Source organism: Aequorivita todarodis (assembly GCF_028561335.1).
Classification (GTDB): Bacteria; Bacteroidota; Bacteroidia; order Flavobacteriales; family Flavobacteriaceae; genus Aequorivita; species Aequorivita todarodis.
This window is the reverse complement of sequence record NZ_JAQQTG010000006.1, coordinates 96,960-111,627: the sequence shown is the minus strand read 5'-3', so window position 1 is coordinate 111,627 and position 14,668 is coordinate 96,960. Positions and strand designations below refer to the sequence as shown.

General features: G+C 42.4%; 12 protein-coding genes. 3 read left to right on the top strand and 9 right to left on the bottom strand.

The window, feature by feature from the left end; all coding sequences use genetic code 11:
• Positions 1-24: 24 nt before the first annotated feature.
• From POV26_RS02400 to POV26_RS02380, 5 genes are all read right to left on the bottom strand, one after another.
• Complete coding sequence (locus POV26_RS02400; RefSeq protein ID WP_272854896.1) at positions 25-723, bottom strand: response regulator transcription factor; 699 nt, start codon at positions 721-723, stop codon at positions 25-27.
• Entirely contained in the window at positions 720-2,081 is a 1,362-nt protein-coding gene (locus POV26_RS02395; RefSeq protein WP_272854895.1) for a sensor histidine kinase, read from the bottom strand. The genes POV26_RS02400 and POV26_RS02395 overlap by 4 nt, the downstream gene beginning before the upstream one ends.
• A 172-nt stretch (positions 2,082-2,253) precedes the next feature.
• On the bottom strand, positions 2,254-5,250 hold the full coding sequence (locus POV26_RS02390; RefSeq protein WP_272854894.1) for a T9SS type A sorting domain-containing protein: 2,997 nt from the start codon (positions 5,248-5,250) through the stop codon (positions 2,254-2,256).
• 188 nt (positions 5,251-5,438) lie between these two features.
• On the bottom strand, positions 5,439-5,843 hold the full coding sequence (locus POV26_RS02385; RefSeq protein ID WP_272854893.1) for a thiol-disulfide oxidoreductase DCC family protein: 405 nt from the start codon (positions 5,841-5,843) through the stop codon (positions 5,439-5,441).
• A 71-nt stretch (positions 5,844-5,914) separates the two neighbouring features.
• Positions 5,915-8,089 carry an endonuclease MutS2 gene (locus POV26_RS02380; RefSeq protein ID WP_272854892.1) on the bottom strand — a complete coding sequence of 725 codons (2,175 nt, stop codon included), beginning with the start codon at positions 8,087-8,089 and terminating at the stop codon, positions 5,915-5,917.
• A 39-nt stretch (positions 8,090-8,128) separates the two neighbouring features.
• Between POV26_RS02380 and ung the strand changes: the two genes are divergently transcribed.
• Positions 8,129-8,794 carry a uracil-DNA glycosylase gene (ung, locus tag POV26_RS02375; protein ID WP_272854891.1) on the top strand — a complete coding sequence of 222 codons (666 nt, stop codon included), beginning with the start codon at positions 8,129-8,131 and terminating at the stop codon, positions 8,792-8,794.
• Between the two features lie 302 nt (positions 8,795-9,096).
• On the opposite strand, the gene POV26_RS02370 is transcribed toward ung, so the two are convergent.
• The 4 genes from POV26_RS02370 to POV26_RS02355 form a co-directional block, all read right to left on the bottom strand.
• A complete protein-coding gene (locus POV26_RS02370) occupies positions 9,097-9,963 on the bottom strand; it encodes a substrate-binding domain-containing protein (protein ID WP_272854890.1) in 867 nt (288 codons plus the stop codon).
• Positions 9,960-10,841 (bottom strand): nucleoside phosphorylase, encoded by an 882-nt coding sequence (locus tag POV26_RS02365; RefSeq protein ID WP_272854889.1) that lies wholly within the window; start codon positions 10,839-10,841, stop codon positions 9,960-9,962. The genes POV26_RS02370 and POV26_RS02365 overlap by 4 nt, the downstream gene beginning before the upstream one ends.
• A gap of 111 nt (positions 10,842-10,952) precedes the next feature.
• Positions 10,953-11,282, bottom strand: coding sequence for a translation initiation factor (locus tag POV26_RS02360; RefSeq protein ID WP_272854888.1), 330 nt, complete (start codon positions 11,280-11,282; stop codon positions 10,953-10,955).
• A gap of 44 nt (positions 11,283-11,326) precedes the next feature.
• On the bottom strand, positions 11,327-12,277 hold the full coding sequence (locus tag POV26_RS02355) for an isopenicillin N synthase family dioxygenase (protein ID WP_272854887.1): 951 nt from the start codon (positions 12,275-12,277) through the stop codon (positions 11,327-11,329).
• A gap of 124 nt (positions 12,278-12,401) precedes the next feature.
• Between POV26_RS02355 and POV26_RS02350 the strand changes: the two genes are divergently transcribed.
• Together POV26_RS02350 and POV26_RS02345 are read left to right on the top strand one after the other, a co-directional pair.
• The gene (locus tag POV26_RS02350) at positions 12,402-14,408 is read left to right on the top strand and encodes an alpha-ketoacid dehydrogenase subunit alpha/beta (protein ID WP_419180002.1); all 2,007 of its coding nucleotides are present in this window, start codon (positions 12,402-12,404) and stop codon (positions 14,406-14,408) included.
• Between the two features lie 97 nt (positions 14,409-14,505).
• Positions 14,506-14,667 (top strand): DUF1328 domain-containing protein, encoded by a 162-nt coding sequence (locus tag POV26_RS02345; protein ID WP_272854885.1) that lies wholly within the window; start codon positions 14,506-14,508, stop codon positions 14,665-14,667.
• The last annotated feature ends 1 nt before the right edge of the window (position 14,668 follow it).

Below are 14,668 nucleotides of genomic sequence, written 5' to 3'. Positions count from 1 at the left end.
TTTTGTTTTAGTTAATAATTGGATTTAATTTTTGATATTGAATTCCAGACCTATTCCGCGAACACTGTCAATACTAATGTTGGGGTCGTCCTGAAGCCTTTTGCGAACGCGGGTAATGAATACGTCCATACTTCTTCCCGAGAAAAAATCGGTTTTGTGCCACACGTGCAGAAGAATATCGTCACGCTTAATCAATTGGTTTCTGTTTGAATAGAGATAAAAGAGCAAACGGGCTTCTTTTTCGGTGATTTTCTGGGTTTTGTCGTTAATTTTCAATTCCAGGTTTGTAGCGTCGAACGTGTATTTTCCAATGGAAATGATTTCATTTTGAGGAAGTTCGGCGCGAACGGTTCGTTGTTGTTCCGTACGGTTCATAATATTTTTGATGCGAAGGATCAATTCCTCCGCCTCAAAAGGTTTTACCACATAATCATCTGCACCAAGCTTCAATCCTTTTATTCTGTCTTCCTTGGTTTTGCGGGCTGTAAGGAATAGAAACGGGATTTCCGGATTCACTTCGATTATTTTTTCCGCCAATGAAAAACCGTCCATAATTGGCATCATAACATCGAGAATACAGATGTCAAAATCGTCATTTTTAAAAATTTCAAAACCTTCATTGCCATCCTTCGCCCATGAAACCGAGAATTTATTGAGCTCTAAATATTGTTTCAGCATGGTTCCAAAATCCAAATCATCTTCTGCTAAGAGTATGTTCTTCATATTATTGGAATTTTAATGGTGAATAGGGAACCTTTATTGGCTTCGCTTTCTACTGAAATGCTTCCGCCGTGGGCTTTTATAATTTGCTTTGTATAATACAGACCCAGCCCCAAACCTTTGTAGTTATGGGTGTCTTTCTCGCTTACCCGATAAAATTTTTCAAAAATGAAGCGTTGGTATTTTGGGGAAATGCCAATTCCGTTATCCTTTATGCTGATGTAATGGGTGGAATCGGTTTTGTCAATTCCATAGCTTACCGTCAATTCGGTGCCGCCGTATTTTATGGCGTTGTTCAGCAGATTTATTATGGCCGTACTCAAATAGAATTTATCGGCTTCAAGCGCAATTCCGGTGCTGTCAATGTTTCTTTGAACCTTTATTTCCGAAGAATTTATTGAAAGCAAATAATCGTCCAATAATTCATTTATAAAAACACTTCCATTAAAAGTTCCTTTTGAAAGATGGATTTGCTGATACCCCAAGCTGCTTTGCAAAACCTGGTCTATCAATTTTTGAAGCCTTGTGTTCTGTCTATCTATAACCTGTATCGCGCCGTCCACCATTTCCGTGTTTCCTTTTGTGTGCTCACTGGTAAGGGTTTTGGTGGCGATTGATAGGGTAGAGAGGGGCGTTTTAAGTTCGTGAGTGATGTTGTTGATGAAGTCGGTCTTAATCTTGGCCACACGCTTCTGCTTCATCAAATTTCGTATGGAGTAGTAAAACAAGCTTACCACAAAGAGGAATAACAAGCTGGACAAAATCAGTAGGCCCGATAGTTCCCGCAGCATAATGGCGTCCCAATCTGAAATATTCATAAAAATGCTGGACTGGAAATTGAGTTTAAAAGGGGTCTGATCATCCTGCCAAGTGCTGTTGTTTATAAGAAGCCCGTCTTGGTTCTGAAAATTCTCTCCCAAGAGCATTATGGTATCCTGCTTGGCGGCGTTGTAAATCTGATTGGTGTTTCCCAGGGAATCCGTAAGGGCCACGGAGGTAAGTACCTTTTTGATTTTTACATCATACTTTTCCTTTTCCTTTGCCAGACCCTCATTAAAGAGTTGCACAAAAACTGGATTGATTTCCGAGGTTTTTTGCTGCAGTTTTACAATTAAATCCTGTTCTTTGATATTGCCTTTTTCAAAGGCCTGCAGGTTTTGAAGAAAGTCGGTGCGATACAGCCACATAATGGAATCTACCGTGGCACTGTTATAGACTTTGGCAATGGCATTTCGGGCGTCGATGGTATAGGTTTTCTTCTTAAGTTCATAGGTATTGTAAATAAGATAGCCCTGAATGCCGATTAGGGCAACCAAGGTAAGGACAGAAAAAGCCACTAAAACGTTAAACTTCAATTGCATAGGGTAAAAATATTGTTTAGCCTAAAAGGTAAGGCAATTTTTGAAACCGTTAACTTATCGCTAACCTAAAAAACGGTATTCAATTTAGTCTTCTCAGAAAAGTCCAAAAAAAGCCTCTTTTCAAAATACGAAAAGAGGCTTTAATATGTGAAGCATTGTCGCTATTTCACGGTTATTGTTTAACAATTTTAAAAGTTTCCACAGTGTTGTTTCCAACTACTTTTACGAGATATATACCGCTGGAAAGTGCCGAAACGTTTAATTCTTTATTTGTGCTGTTTGCGGCTTCATTCAGGATTAGCTGGCCATTTATGTTGAAAAGCATAATGCGCTCAAAGGAAGCTGGCGATTTAATGTGAAGCACATCGCGCACAGGGTTTGGATAGAGGGTGTATTCTTGTGTGGTTGCATTGTTTTCCACGGCCAAAATGGTTGGCTCCAGTTTAAGGATAAATCCAACCCGCTGGTAGTTGCTATCTCTACCGGCACCGACGATGGTGGTTCCATCTGCCGAAATATTCAAAGGCAGCGACATAATAATTCCTTGGGTGTCTATTCCCAATGAGTTGGCATAGGTGTTCAGATCTGTAACTCCAAGGGCTTCGGTCCAAATAAACCCGCTACCGAAAAGGGCAGGACCCTGTGGTCGATAAAAGCCCACAATTACACTTCCGTCCCCAGACATTCCGGTAGTGGCACCTCGCCAGCCGGGTTGCAATGGGGGGCCTATGTTTTCAATTCCGGTAGCTTCACTCCAACGATATGCCTGAAAGCTGTTGGCCGAACTACCTTCGCCACCTACCCAAACGGCATCATCAGAAATTACACCGGCGGCCGCGGCCCGTTCTCCGGTAGGGAGGTAGAGGAGCTGCTGCACCCCGTTGGTCCAGACGGCAGCCTGCCGGAACCCGAACTCGCTGTCCTGCCAGCCCACCATCACCGAACCATCTTCACTGGCGGCATCGGCACGGGTACTTCTATCGGTTACCGTCGAGCCTAAATCTACAATTCCAGATGATTCCGTCCAGTAGATAGCGTGGGCACCGGTGCCGGGCAGCCAGCCTAAACCAACTACCGTGCTGCCATCGGGCGAAATGCCCCAGGCAGAGCTTATTTGATCGCCAATTTGGCCACCAATGCCGCCAAGGGGTGTCCAGGTTTGCGAAGGAACATCATAGATTGACATTTCCTTGGCATTGCTCGCAGGATTCAAATAGGGCCCAACGATTTTGTTGCCGTCGTTAGACATTTCCACGTCGCCACCTGTTCCATTTCCGGGGTTGATGCCGCCAATGTTGGTGAAGCCATCTGCCTCAACCCACATAATATTCTCTAGATCATTATAGCCCGCAGCGGCCGATCCGTTTGAATTTACACCTGAGAATGTAGCATTGGGCAGGACAATAAGTTCCCCATCGGAAGGAATGATGTTTACGGATACGTTCATATCAAACAACAAAAAGCCGCCCGCAACCGTACCGCCCATAGCGTGAACAGCTACGTAATACTCTCCTGAGGTTGTGGGGGTAAATGTTTCTGAAGCGGTGTATGCTTGGGTTTTTAAGTCGTTTCCGTCATTTTGGCCAGGAAAAGTACCTTGTTGTAGAATATCATTGTAAGTGCCCAAAATAGTCTGGAATGCTGCAGACGAATTTGGTTCGTCGGTAATTACCAATTCAAAATTTTCCGAGGCTGTACCGTTTCCTAAGTTTAGGGCGTTGTAATCCGTTTCAATAAGATATTCGGTTCCGGCAATCAATGCTATTTTTCTTGTAAAAGCCCAGTCGTCCTTTGAAGGAGTTCCTGCATTTGGAGCTATTATATTTAGTAAAGGATCGTTGTTACCATCACCGGTAATATCGGTTTGATCGTTGTAAGCCCACATAGGAAGTGTGTTGTCTGTGTTTTCATACTCCCAACATTCTGGGGTCCCATTGCTCATGTCTTCTGTATAAGGCACAGTTGCGGCGGTACAGATGGGCACTATTGGGTCTGTGTTTACGGTAACTTCAAAAAGCGCGAATCCTCCGGCCTCATTGCCGGTAGCGCCAGTGGCGTGAATGGCAACATAATATTCGCCCGAAACATTTGGCATAAAAGGTTCTTCCGAACGATATGCTTGTGATTTTACATCATTTCCGTTGTTCTGCCCTGGGAAAACGCCTTGTTGGGCAATATCGGTATAAGTTCCCAATACTTCACTGAAAGTTGCTGTTGCGTTTTGGGCATCGGTAATTACCAATTCAAAACTTTCAAAAGCAGTGGCATTTCCTAAATTAAGCGCATTGTAAAGTGCTGAAACATAATATTGGGTTCCGGCCTCCATTTGTATTTTCTTTGAAAAAGCCCAATCATCCTTTTCTGTAAATTGCACGGCTTGGGGGATCAATCCGTAGAAAGGATCATCAGTTCCATCGCCATCTAAATCTATGGCATCCAAATAGGTCCATTCCGGTGCAATTCCGTCTGTATTTTCATAGGCCCAACAAGCAGGATCGCCGTTGCTGAAATCTTCTAAATAAGGTACAATTGCAGCTGTAGTACAATCAATCGGCGCTTCTTCCACAGAAGTTTTGAACACCAAGAAAACACCCGAATCAGTCCCTGAAGCACCAATTGCGTGGATGGCTACGTAATATTCCCCAGAAGTGGTCGGGGTGAAACTTTCCAAGGCATTGTAAGCGTTTGTTTTGATGTCGTTACCGCTGCCGTTTCCGGGAAAAGTACCTTGTTGCAAAATATTGTTGTAGGTACCAATAATCTCGCTAAAAGTTGCCGTTGAGTTGGGAGCGTCGGTAATCACCAGTTCAAAATTCTCATCGGCTACCGCGTTTCCGAGACCTAAGGAATTATAATCAATCGAAATTTGATATTCCGTGCCCGCTTCCATTTGGATTTTTCGGGTAAATGCCCAATCGTCCTTTTCGCGTTGGGCAGCGTTTTGCGGAACCAACCCCACAAAAGGATCGTTGGTTCCGTTTCCGGTCAGGTCAATGCTATTGTTGTAAGCCCAAACAGGATTTGCGTTGTCCGTATTCTCATACGTCCAGCAAGCGGGAGCTCCCGCGCTAAAATCTTCGCTGTAAGGCACAGTGGCTGCAACCGTACAATTTTGTGCAAGACCCACTGCGGAGAATGCAAGGAAAATTATTAGTAATAAATTTTTCATTGTGAATAGTTTTTTTGATTCAGGGGCTAAAATAAAAAGATAGGCCGCTCGCTTCGGTTAATGAACGGTTAACGGTTAAAATATTAACAAAGAGCACTTTATACAATTGTGTAAGTGCAATCAACAAAATCAGTTGTTTTGCGTTGCGAAGAATGAAATCGGAAAATAATCGAAATTATTTGGCCAAACTATAAGAATTTAGATTGCAACTCAGCAGTCGGAATCATACAACTTTCCCTTTTGCCGAACCATTTGTAGCGGTTTTTGGCGATATAGTCGTACACTGCATTTCTGATGAATTTTGGCACAGCCATAAACCCAAAAAGTAGGGGATAAGCGCCCGACAGTTGTTTGGCAATATGAAGCGCCGCTGAAGATTTTTCGTAATGCTTTTCGCCATCAATAAGTATGATGGAATCTACTTTGGAAGTATCTATGTTATATTTTGAAATCAGCTCTTTCCCAATATCGCTTTGAAGCGCCGCAAATTTGAAAATATTTCTTTTATCGCGTTTGATGATATAGGTAACCGCGCCGTTGCAGAGATTGCAAACGCCGTCGAAGAGGATTATTTTGTGGTCTTTACTTTTCATAAATAGTATTCAGTCGCAGTCTCAGTTAGCAGTTTCATTGAAAACCGCGACTGAAAACTGAAAACTTTTTTTCAGACTTTTTCAAGTTCTTCCAAACTCACATTGGTCGTAAACATTCCATAATTAACGATTGCCTTGTTTTTTTCAATGGTGTCAATCGTGCCGATGGCGCGACCGTCAATCATTCGTACTCTGTCGCCAATTTTTAGGGTAACTTTCGGTTTTGGCGGTGGCAGCTTTTTTGCTTTTTCCTTTTCCTCTTTTTTGCGTTCCCGGATTACTTCCACCTTTTTTTCAACTTCCTGTATCACTTTCTTTTCCTTGGCTTTTACGGCTTTCTTGACTTTGGGCGCCAGCTTTTTACGTTTGCTGTTTTCAATCATCACAAGTTTCATCAACTCGTCAACCAACTGTTTTTTCTGTTTATTGTTAAAATATTTTTCTGAAAGTACATCAACCTTTTTTCCCAGACTGATGAGTTTTTGATTGGCATCAAACAATTCCTGATAACTTTCCAGTTTTTCCTGAACCCGTGCGTTTACCTCTTCCAATTGCTTGCTTTCAATCCGTGCCTTTTGTTCTTCGGTTTTTAACGATTCTGAAGTTTTCCGAAGATTGCTCCGCTCTTTTTGAAGATTGGCAATGGTCTTGTCAAATCGCACTTTACCGCGTTCAATCTTCTTTTTCGCTTTATTTATCAAATTATAGGGAATGCCGTTTTTTTGCGCAACCTCAAACGTATAACTGCTTCCTGCTTCGCCCAAATGCAGCTGATACAAAGGTTCCAGCGATTTATTGTCGAACTGCATATTGGCATTGATGGCGTGTGGCAGTTCATTTGCCAAAAGTTTTAAATTGGTGTAATGCGTTGTGATAATCCCGAAAGCTTCGCGCTCGTAAAAAACCTCCAAAAACGTTTCCGCCAAAGCCCCGCCGAGTTCCGGGTCGCTGCCCGTGCCAAATTCATCAATCAGAAAAAGTGTTTTTTTATCGCACTTTTTCAGGAATTGGTTCATCTTTTTTAGTCGATAACTATAGGTGCTCAGATGGTTTTCGATGGATTGGTTATCGCCAATATCGGTCAAAACTCGTTTGAAAAAACACATTTCGCTTTGCGGTTCGGCAGATATCAACAGCCCACTTTGAAGCATAACCTGCAAAAGCCCAACGGTTTTTAGTGTGATACTTTTCCCGCCGGCGTTTGGCCCAGAGATTACAATAATTCTTTTATCGGGAACCAATTCAATGCTCTGCGGAAATGTTTTTTCTTTCCGTTTGTTATTTGAAACCAGCAACAACGGGTGATAGGCCTTTATTAAAGAAATCTTTTTGTCGGAAACGATAATCGGCAACACGCCGTTTATTTTCAACGCATATTTCGCCTTGGCATAGAGCACGTCCATCGCAATCAAGTATTCCTGATAGCTCGCCAAAAGCGATGCATGCGGCCGTACAAATTCCGTCATTGCCTTTAAAATGCGCTTTATTTCCTCGTCTTCCTCGTATAAAAGATTGTTGAGCTCGTTGGCGTATTCCAGCGTTTCCTGCGGTTCAATATAAACAATGCTTCCCGTTTTTGAACTGCCCAACACGGCGCCTTTCACCTTTTTGCGGTGCATTGCCTTTACGGCCAGCACACGACGGTTCTCTACCACCGACTCGCGAATTTCATCCAAATAATCACTCTGTGCGTATTGTGAAATGGCTTTTGTGAAAGAGGAATTAATTTTTCCCTTTACCACGTTCAATCTCCTGCGAATGGCGCCAAGTTCCGTGGAAGCTTCGTCCTTTATTTCGCCGTATTTGTCAACGCGTTTGTTGATTTCTTCGGAAATGATCGAAGTATAATTTACTTCTTCTGAAAAGGAATTCAAATGAATATAAAACTCTTCAAATTTTTTAAAGAATTTCAGAAGAATCCGCGTGGTTTCAGAAATGGATAGAATTTTTCGGAAACCCGAAATTTCCAGACTGCTGTTTTCAATTTCAAGCAAACGCAGCTCTCGAAAAATTGGATCGAACCCGTGGTTGGGTATTCTATTATCACCTTCGAAAGAGGCTGTGAATTCTTTTACGCGTTTCAATTCCGGCTCAATTTCACCAAAATCCTGATAAGGCGTTATCGCCAAAACCCTTTCGCGGCCGGGCTCTGTAACACAGAATTCAGCAACTTGCCGAAGCACGGCAGGAAATTCTAAATCCTCTAAAGTTTTACTGTCAATACGGGCTTTCCGTTTTATTTCCATTAATTTTACTTTTTCAGCAATCCTACAAAAGTAACAATAATGGAGGTAACAATGGAGCCGGGTTGGAAGGCCATTTTAAAAGATGAATTTGAAAAACCCTATTTCAATAATTTAGTTGAATTTGTAAAGAATGAGTACGCGTCCGCCAAGTGTTTTCCGCCGGGAAAGCAGATTTTTTCGGCCTTCAACCACACCCCTTTTGATGAAGTGAAAGTTGTGATAATAGGGCAGGACCCATATCACGGACCGGGGCAAGCCCACGGTCTATGTTTTTCGGTAGGCAAAGAAGTAGCTATGCCGCCTTCGCTTAAAAATATATTTGAAGAGATACGGACCGATGTGGGTACGGCCATTCCAAACAACGGAAATTTGGAACGCTGGGCAGATCAAGGGGTTTTGCTTTTAAATGCCACGTTGACGGTTCGAGCGCACCAAGCGGGAAGCCATCAAAATAAGGGATGGGAAAAATTTACGGACGCCGTAATCGAAAAACTTTCAACGGAAAGGGAAGGTCTGGTTTTTATGCTTTGGGGCGGACCCGCAAAAAAGAAGGGAGCGAAGGTTGATTCTTCAAAACATCTGGTGCTGACCACCGGACATCCCTCGCCATTGGCCGCGAATAGAGGCTATTGGTTTGGCAACAAACACTTCAGTAAGGCAAATGAATTTTTGAAGGAAAAGGGAGAGACTCCAATCAATTGGTGATATTTCGACTTCGCTCGATAAGTTTGATTCGATTACGCTGGGCAAACATTTTGGAAGAAATACTCAAAATCCCGAAATAGGGATAATCTCAATAAACAATAAGAAATAAATAATAAGAATAGAAACGGGGAGAAATTTTCTATTCTTCTTCGGGTACTTCAGGATCGGTTGTATCGTTACAGCTAAATTGCAATAGCAAGAAGTTTGTGACTAACAACGCCCCCAAAACGATTAAAAAAGTAGTCATAATACTTGGTTTTATACCAATAAGATGCAGCTTCTACTTTTGGGTTGCGTAAATTTTAAGAATTTTTTTTGAAATTTTGTAAGATGTTGTCTTTCTGAATTTTAGCATCAATCAGATCCAATTCCAACAGTTTTTGCTGAATATTTTCCAGCTCTTTCGAAGTCAATTGGCGGTCGCTCCATTCGGTTAACGATAGCCATTCCCGCACGTCCTCGATTTTTTGGCCGTAGCGTTTGGCAATCATTTCATCAATGTTTGGCAGGGTCTTAAAATTCTCGGTTACAGCGTTTATAACTTCCAAGATAGCTTTTATGCTTTCGCCATCTTTCTCCAAAACATCATTCCGAACGGCTATTACAAAACTTGGCCATGGGGTCGGGGACTCACCGACCAATCGGAAAATACCGCTGTCCACATAGGGTTTGGTCATAAATTTTTCCCACATAAAATAGTCGCCGTCTCCCTTTGGCAGCCCTTCCAAGGCACCATCCAAATCCTGGATCACCTTAAATTTTAAATCATTCTTTAAATTCCAGTTATGATTTTCCGCATTTACGAAAGCCATTAAGTGCGAGCCCGAGCCATAGCGGCTAATGGCCGCATCGGTTCCTCGTAAATCGCTCACTTTTTTGTATTCGGAAGTATTGGCAACGTGAATTCCCCAAAGCAACGGGGATTTCACAAAAACCTGCACAATCTTGCAAGGGTTTCCATTGATTATGTCGCGCACAATGCCCTCGGTAAGGATAACGGCCATATCTATTTCCTTTTCACGCAAGGCTTGCGCCATTTCCCCGGTGCCGCCGGGGTAATCCTTCCACCGTAGGTTGATTCCTCGTTTTTGAAATTCCTTATCGCGAAGGGCAATATACCAAGGTAGGTTAAAGTGTTCCGGCACGCCGCCGATTAAAAAATTTTTCATTCCGCAATTTTTTCCAAAGTATATTGAATAAGGGCATCGATGGTTTTTGAGGCATTTTCACTAAAACTTCCCGTGGCGCGATTGGCTACGATAGCGTTCATTGAAACAGCGCGATGGCCCAAAAGTTTCGCCATTCCGTACATTGTGGCGGTTTCCATTTCCAGATTGGTGATTTTTTTTCTTTTATATCGGAAGGAGGTCAGTTTTTCGTTAAGGTTTTCATCCTTCAGTTTTGCTCGAAGTACCCGGCCCTGGGGTCCGTAAAAACCAACATTGGTAATAGTTATTCCCTGAATTGTTTTGCCAGAGGTGAGTTTTTTCAACAATCCTTTATCGGCTTCCACAGCATAGGGAACCGAATTGTCTGGATTCCATTGTGTGTGGTCTATAAAAGATTGCGCGAAATCGCGATTGAAGATTTTATCGGTTTTATCGTAATAGTGCATCACGTTGTCCAAACCTATTCCCAAAGCACTCACCACAAAACTATCTACTTCAATTTCGGGCGTTAGCCCTCCGGAAGTGCCAATTCTTATAATATCAAGTGAAGTGAGCTTTTTGTTGACTTGACGTTTTTCAAAATCTATATTCACCAAAGCGTCGAGTTCATTAAAGACAATGTCGATATTGTCCGGACCAATTCCCGTGGAAATCACACTGATGCGTTTTCCTTTATAGACGCCCGTGTGGGTTTTAAATTCGCGATGCTGGGCGGTGGTTTCAATAGTGTCAAAATATTTTGAAACCATTTCAACGCGGCCCGGATCGCCAACTGTAATAACCGTGGGCGCCAATTGGGAAGGGGCAAGGTCTAAATGGTAGATTTTGCCTTCGGGTGTTAAAATGAGTTCGCTGGGTTGTATGGTTTGGGATTTCAATTTGTTTAAATTTTTAAAGGTTTATGAGCCTGCATGCGTAAGAGGATTAAAATGTTAGAAGGTATAGAAAAGGTGGGTACTGCAAACTGCCACTGCGACTGTAAACTTTTTTCACCCGCCCACTCGTTTCACCTTAAATCCTTTGTCTTTTAAAAACTCCATAATCTTATCGCGATAATCGCCTTGGATAATAATCTGTTCATTTTTAAAACTGCCGCCCACGCTCAACAACTGTTTCAATTCCTTTGCAAGTGTTTTAAAATCTGAATCAGCACCCGTATAACCTTCTATTATTGTTATTGGTTTTCCTTTTCGCTTTTCATATTTGCAAAGCAACGGGTCCTCTTGCATCCAAATAGTAGATTCTTCCTCTGCTTCAGGAATATCATTTGGCTCGTGGTCCGGAAATAGGTTTTTTAATTGGTCTTCTAAAGAATTCAATGTTTCAGGTTTCAGGTTCAACTGCAAACTGCCACTGCGACTGTTTACTTTTTTATCAATCCAATCTCTACCAAACGTTGGTGCAGAAATTCGCCCGCGGTAATATCTTCGTAGGCTTTTGGGTGTTCTTCGTCAATACATTCTGGCAAACAATTCAATTTCATATCGCTGCGCGGATGCATAAAGAAAGGGATGGAATAGCGTGGTTGGTCCCATTCTTCGCGCGGTGGGTTTACAACGCGATGAATGGTTGAGCGCAATTTGTTATTGGTGTGCCTTTCCAGCATATCGCCTACGTTTATAACCAACTCGTCCTCGTTGGGGATGGCATCAATCCATTCGCCGTCTTTGCGCAATACCTGGAGTCCGCCTGCGGAGGCGCCCATCAACAAGGTAATCAAATTGATATCGCCATGGGCTCCCGCACGCACGGCGCCTTTTGGCTCTTCGGTGATAGGAGGGTAGTGGATTGGGCGAAGTATGCTGTTTCCGTTTGTGGCCCAATGGTCAAAATAAAATTCATCCAATCCAATATAAAGCGCTAAAGCACGAAGAACATATATTCCTGTTTTTTCCAGCATTCGGTATGCTTCCATGCCCGTATGGTTGAAATCCGGCAATTCCTTTACTTGCACGTTTTTTGGATATTCTTCAGAAAGGTTTGCGTCATCAGTCGGTTCCTGCCCAAAATGCCAGAACTCCTTTAAATCGCCTTCCTTTTTGCCCTTTGCGTGTTCTTTTCCGAAGGAAATATACCCGCGCTGCCCACCGAGGCCTTCAATTTCATATTTTTTCTTTACTTCGAGCGGAAGCGCGAAAAAACTCTTCACTTCCTTATAAAGTTCATCTACCAAATTATCACTGAGGAAATGGTTCTTAAGCGAAACAAAGCCAATATCTTCATAAGCGGAGCCAATTTGGTCCACAAATTTCTGTTTCCTTTTTGGGTCTTCGGAAAGGAAGTCTGCCAAATCTACGCTGGGTATATTATTCATAGCATTTAAAATTTAGGCTACAAAGATACCAAAATGTAAAAGTTTTTCCGCAGCTAAATATTCTCTTTAATAATCCTTGTTACAATGGGTTTTTTTCTACTTTTGATACTGCAAATTTTTTATGATGAAACCAGAAACTTCCACCCAAATTTTCTTCGACTATAACCGAAAAGACCTCGATGACGCTACCTTATTAAAATTATACCGCGGCATGTTGAAGCCGAGGCTGATAGAAGAAAAAATGCTGATTTTGCTTCGACAGGGGAAGGTTTCAAAATGGTTCAGCGGCATAGGGCAGGAAGCGATTTCCGTGGGAATCACGGCGGTGTTGGACAAAGACGAATATATTTTGCCAATGCACAGAAACCTCGCGGTTTTCACAATGCGCGACATTCCGTTGCACAGATTGTTTTCGCAATGGCAGGGAAAAGCGAACGGTTTTACGAAGGGCCGTGATAGAAGTTTTCACTTTGGAACACAGGAATTCCACATTGTGGGGATGATTTCACATTTGGGGCCACAGTTTGGCGTTGCCGATGGAATTGCACTGGCTAATAAGTTGAAGGGAAACAATAAAGTATGCGCCGTGTTTACAGGCGAAGGAGGAACCAGCGAAGGGGATATCCACGAGGCCTTGAACGTGGCCTCCGTTTGGCAGCTTCCGGTTTTGTTTTGTGTTGAAAATAATGGATATGGTCTTTCCACGCCTACAAACGAGCAATACAATTGCGAGCATATTGCAGACCGCGGAATAGGCTACGGAATGGAAGCCCATATAATTGAAGGAAACAATATTTTGGAGGTTTACACAAAATTAAAGGACTTGGTAGAAAGTATGCGGACCAATCCGCGTCCGATTCTTTTGGAATTCAAAACCTTCCGAATGCGCGGTCATGAAGAGGCGAGCGGTACCAAATATGTTCCGACCGATTTAATTGACGAGTGGGGCTTGCGCGACCCGCTTTTGAATTATGAAAACTATTTGCTTGGGGAAGGAATTCTTTCCGAAGAAAAAATCCAAGAGTTTAAAGAGGAATTTAAGCACGAAATAGATGAAAATCTGGACATTGCCTTTGCGGAACCAAAGATAGAATCTACTGAAGCCAATGAATTAAATGATGTTTACAAACCTTTTAAATATCAAGAAGTTAAGGAAAATTCAGAAAAAGAAAATATTCGTTTGATTGATGCCATTTCCCAAGGATTAAAACAATCCATGGAGCGCCACGACAATCTTGTAATAATGGGCCAGGACGTGGCGGAATACGGGGGCGTTTTTAAAATTACCGAAGGTTTTGTGGAGCAATTTGGGAAAGACCGCGTTCGAAATACACCTATTTGTGAATCTGCAATTGTTTCTGCGGCAATGGGACTTTCCATTAATGGTTACAAAGCGGTGGTGGAAATGCAGTTTGCCGATTTTGTAACTTCGGGCTTTAACCCAATCATAAATTATCTCGCGAAGAGCCATTACCGCTGGAACGAAAAAGCAGATGTGGTTGTGCGCATGCCCTGTGGCGCAGGAGTGGGAGCGGGGCCTTTCCACAGCCAAACTAACGAAGCTTGGTTCACCCACACGCCCGGATTAAAAGTTGTATATCCCGCATTTCCGTATGACGCAAAAGGGCTGCTGGCTACAAGTATTGAAGACCCCAATCCTGTGATGTTTTTTGAACACAAGGCATTGTATAGAAGTATTCGCCAAGATGTGCCAACGGATTATTACACACTGCCTTTGGGAAAAGCATCTCTTTTAAAAGAAGGAAAGGACAATACAATTATAACCTACGGAGCTGGCGTACATTGGGCTTTGGAAACATTGGAACAAAATCCGGAAATCAAAGCAGACCTTATAGATTTAAGAACACTGGTTCCTTTGGACACCGAAGCTATTTATAAATCAGTGAAGAAGACCGGCAAGGCTATCATCCTGCAGGAAGATTCAATGTTTGGCGGTATTGCTTCAGATATTTCGGCTTTGATCACCGAAAATTGTTTTGAGCATTTGGACGCTCCCGTTAAGCGTGTGGCGAGCTTGGAAACGCCTATTCCTTTTGCCGCAAATTTGGAATCTGCCTATCTTCCTAAGGATAAATTCAAAAAAAACTTATTGGAATTGATGTCTTACTAATAATTTAACATTCGCTGTTAAACTTTAGATAAAGGAAATCCAAGTGTTAAAATTGTTGTTTACTTTAGTGAAATACTAATCATTAAAACCCAACATTATGGTACGCTGGATTATTATTTTTCTAGTAATTGCATTGATTGCAGCAGTTTTTGGATTTGGCGGCATCGCAGAAGGTGCAGCTGATATCGCAAAAATTATCTTTTACATCTTTATAGTGCTTTTAGTGCTATCCCTACTTTCAAGATTATTCAGAAGGTAAA

Excerpts from the sequence above, each read along its gene's own strand:
- POV26_RS02400 (WP_272854896.1), bottom strand. The coding sequence starts at position 723 with ATGAAGAACATACTCTTAGCAGAAGATGATTTGGATTTTGGAACCATG.
- POV26_RS02395 (WP_272854895.1), bottom strand. The coding sequence starts at position 2,081 with ATGCAATTGAAGTTTAACGTTTTAGTGGCTTTTTCTGTCCTTACCTTG.
- POV26_RS02390 (WP_272854894.1), bottom strand. The coding sequence starts at position 5,250 with ATGAAAAATTTATTACTAATAATTTTCCTTGCATTCTCCGCAGTGGGT.
- POV26_RS02385 (WP_272854893.1), bottom strand. The coding sequence starts at position 5,843 with ATGAAAAGTAAAGACCACAAAATAATCCTCTTCGACGGCGTTTGCAAT.
- POV26_RS02380 (WP_272854892.1), bottom strand. The coding sequence starts at position 8,089 with ATGGAAATAAAACGGAAAGCCCGTATTGACAGTAAAACTTTAGAGGAT.
- ung (WP_272854891.1), top strand. The coding sequence starts at position 8,129 with ATGGAGGTAACAATGGAGCCGGGTTGGAAGGCCATTTTAAAAGATGAA.
- POV26_RS02370 (WP_272854890.1), bottom strand. The coding sequence starts at position 9,963 with ATGAAAAATTTTTTAATCGGCGGCGTGCCGGAACACTTTAACCTACCT.
- POV26_RS02355 (WP_272854887.1), bottom strand. The coding sequence starts at position 12,277 with ATGAATAATATACCCAGCGTAGATTTGGCAGACTTCCTTTCCGAAGAC.
- POV26_RS02350 (WP_419180002.1), top strand. The coding sequence starts at position 12,402 with ATGAAACCAGAAACTTCCACCCAAATTTTCTTCGACTATAACCGAAAA.
- POV26_RS02345 (WP_272854885.1), top strand. The coding sequence starts at position 14,506 with ATGGTACGCTGGATTATTATTTTTCTAGTAATTGCATTGATTGCAGCA.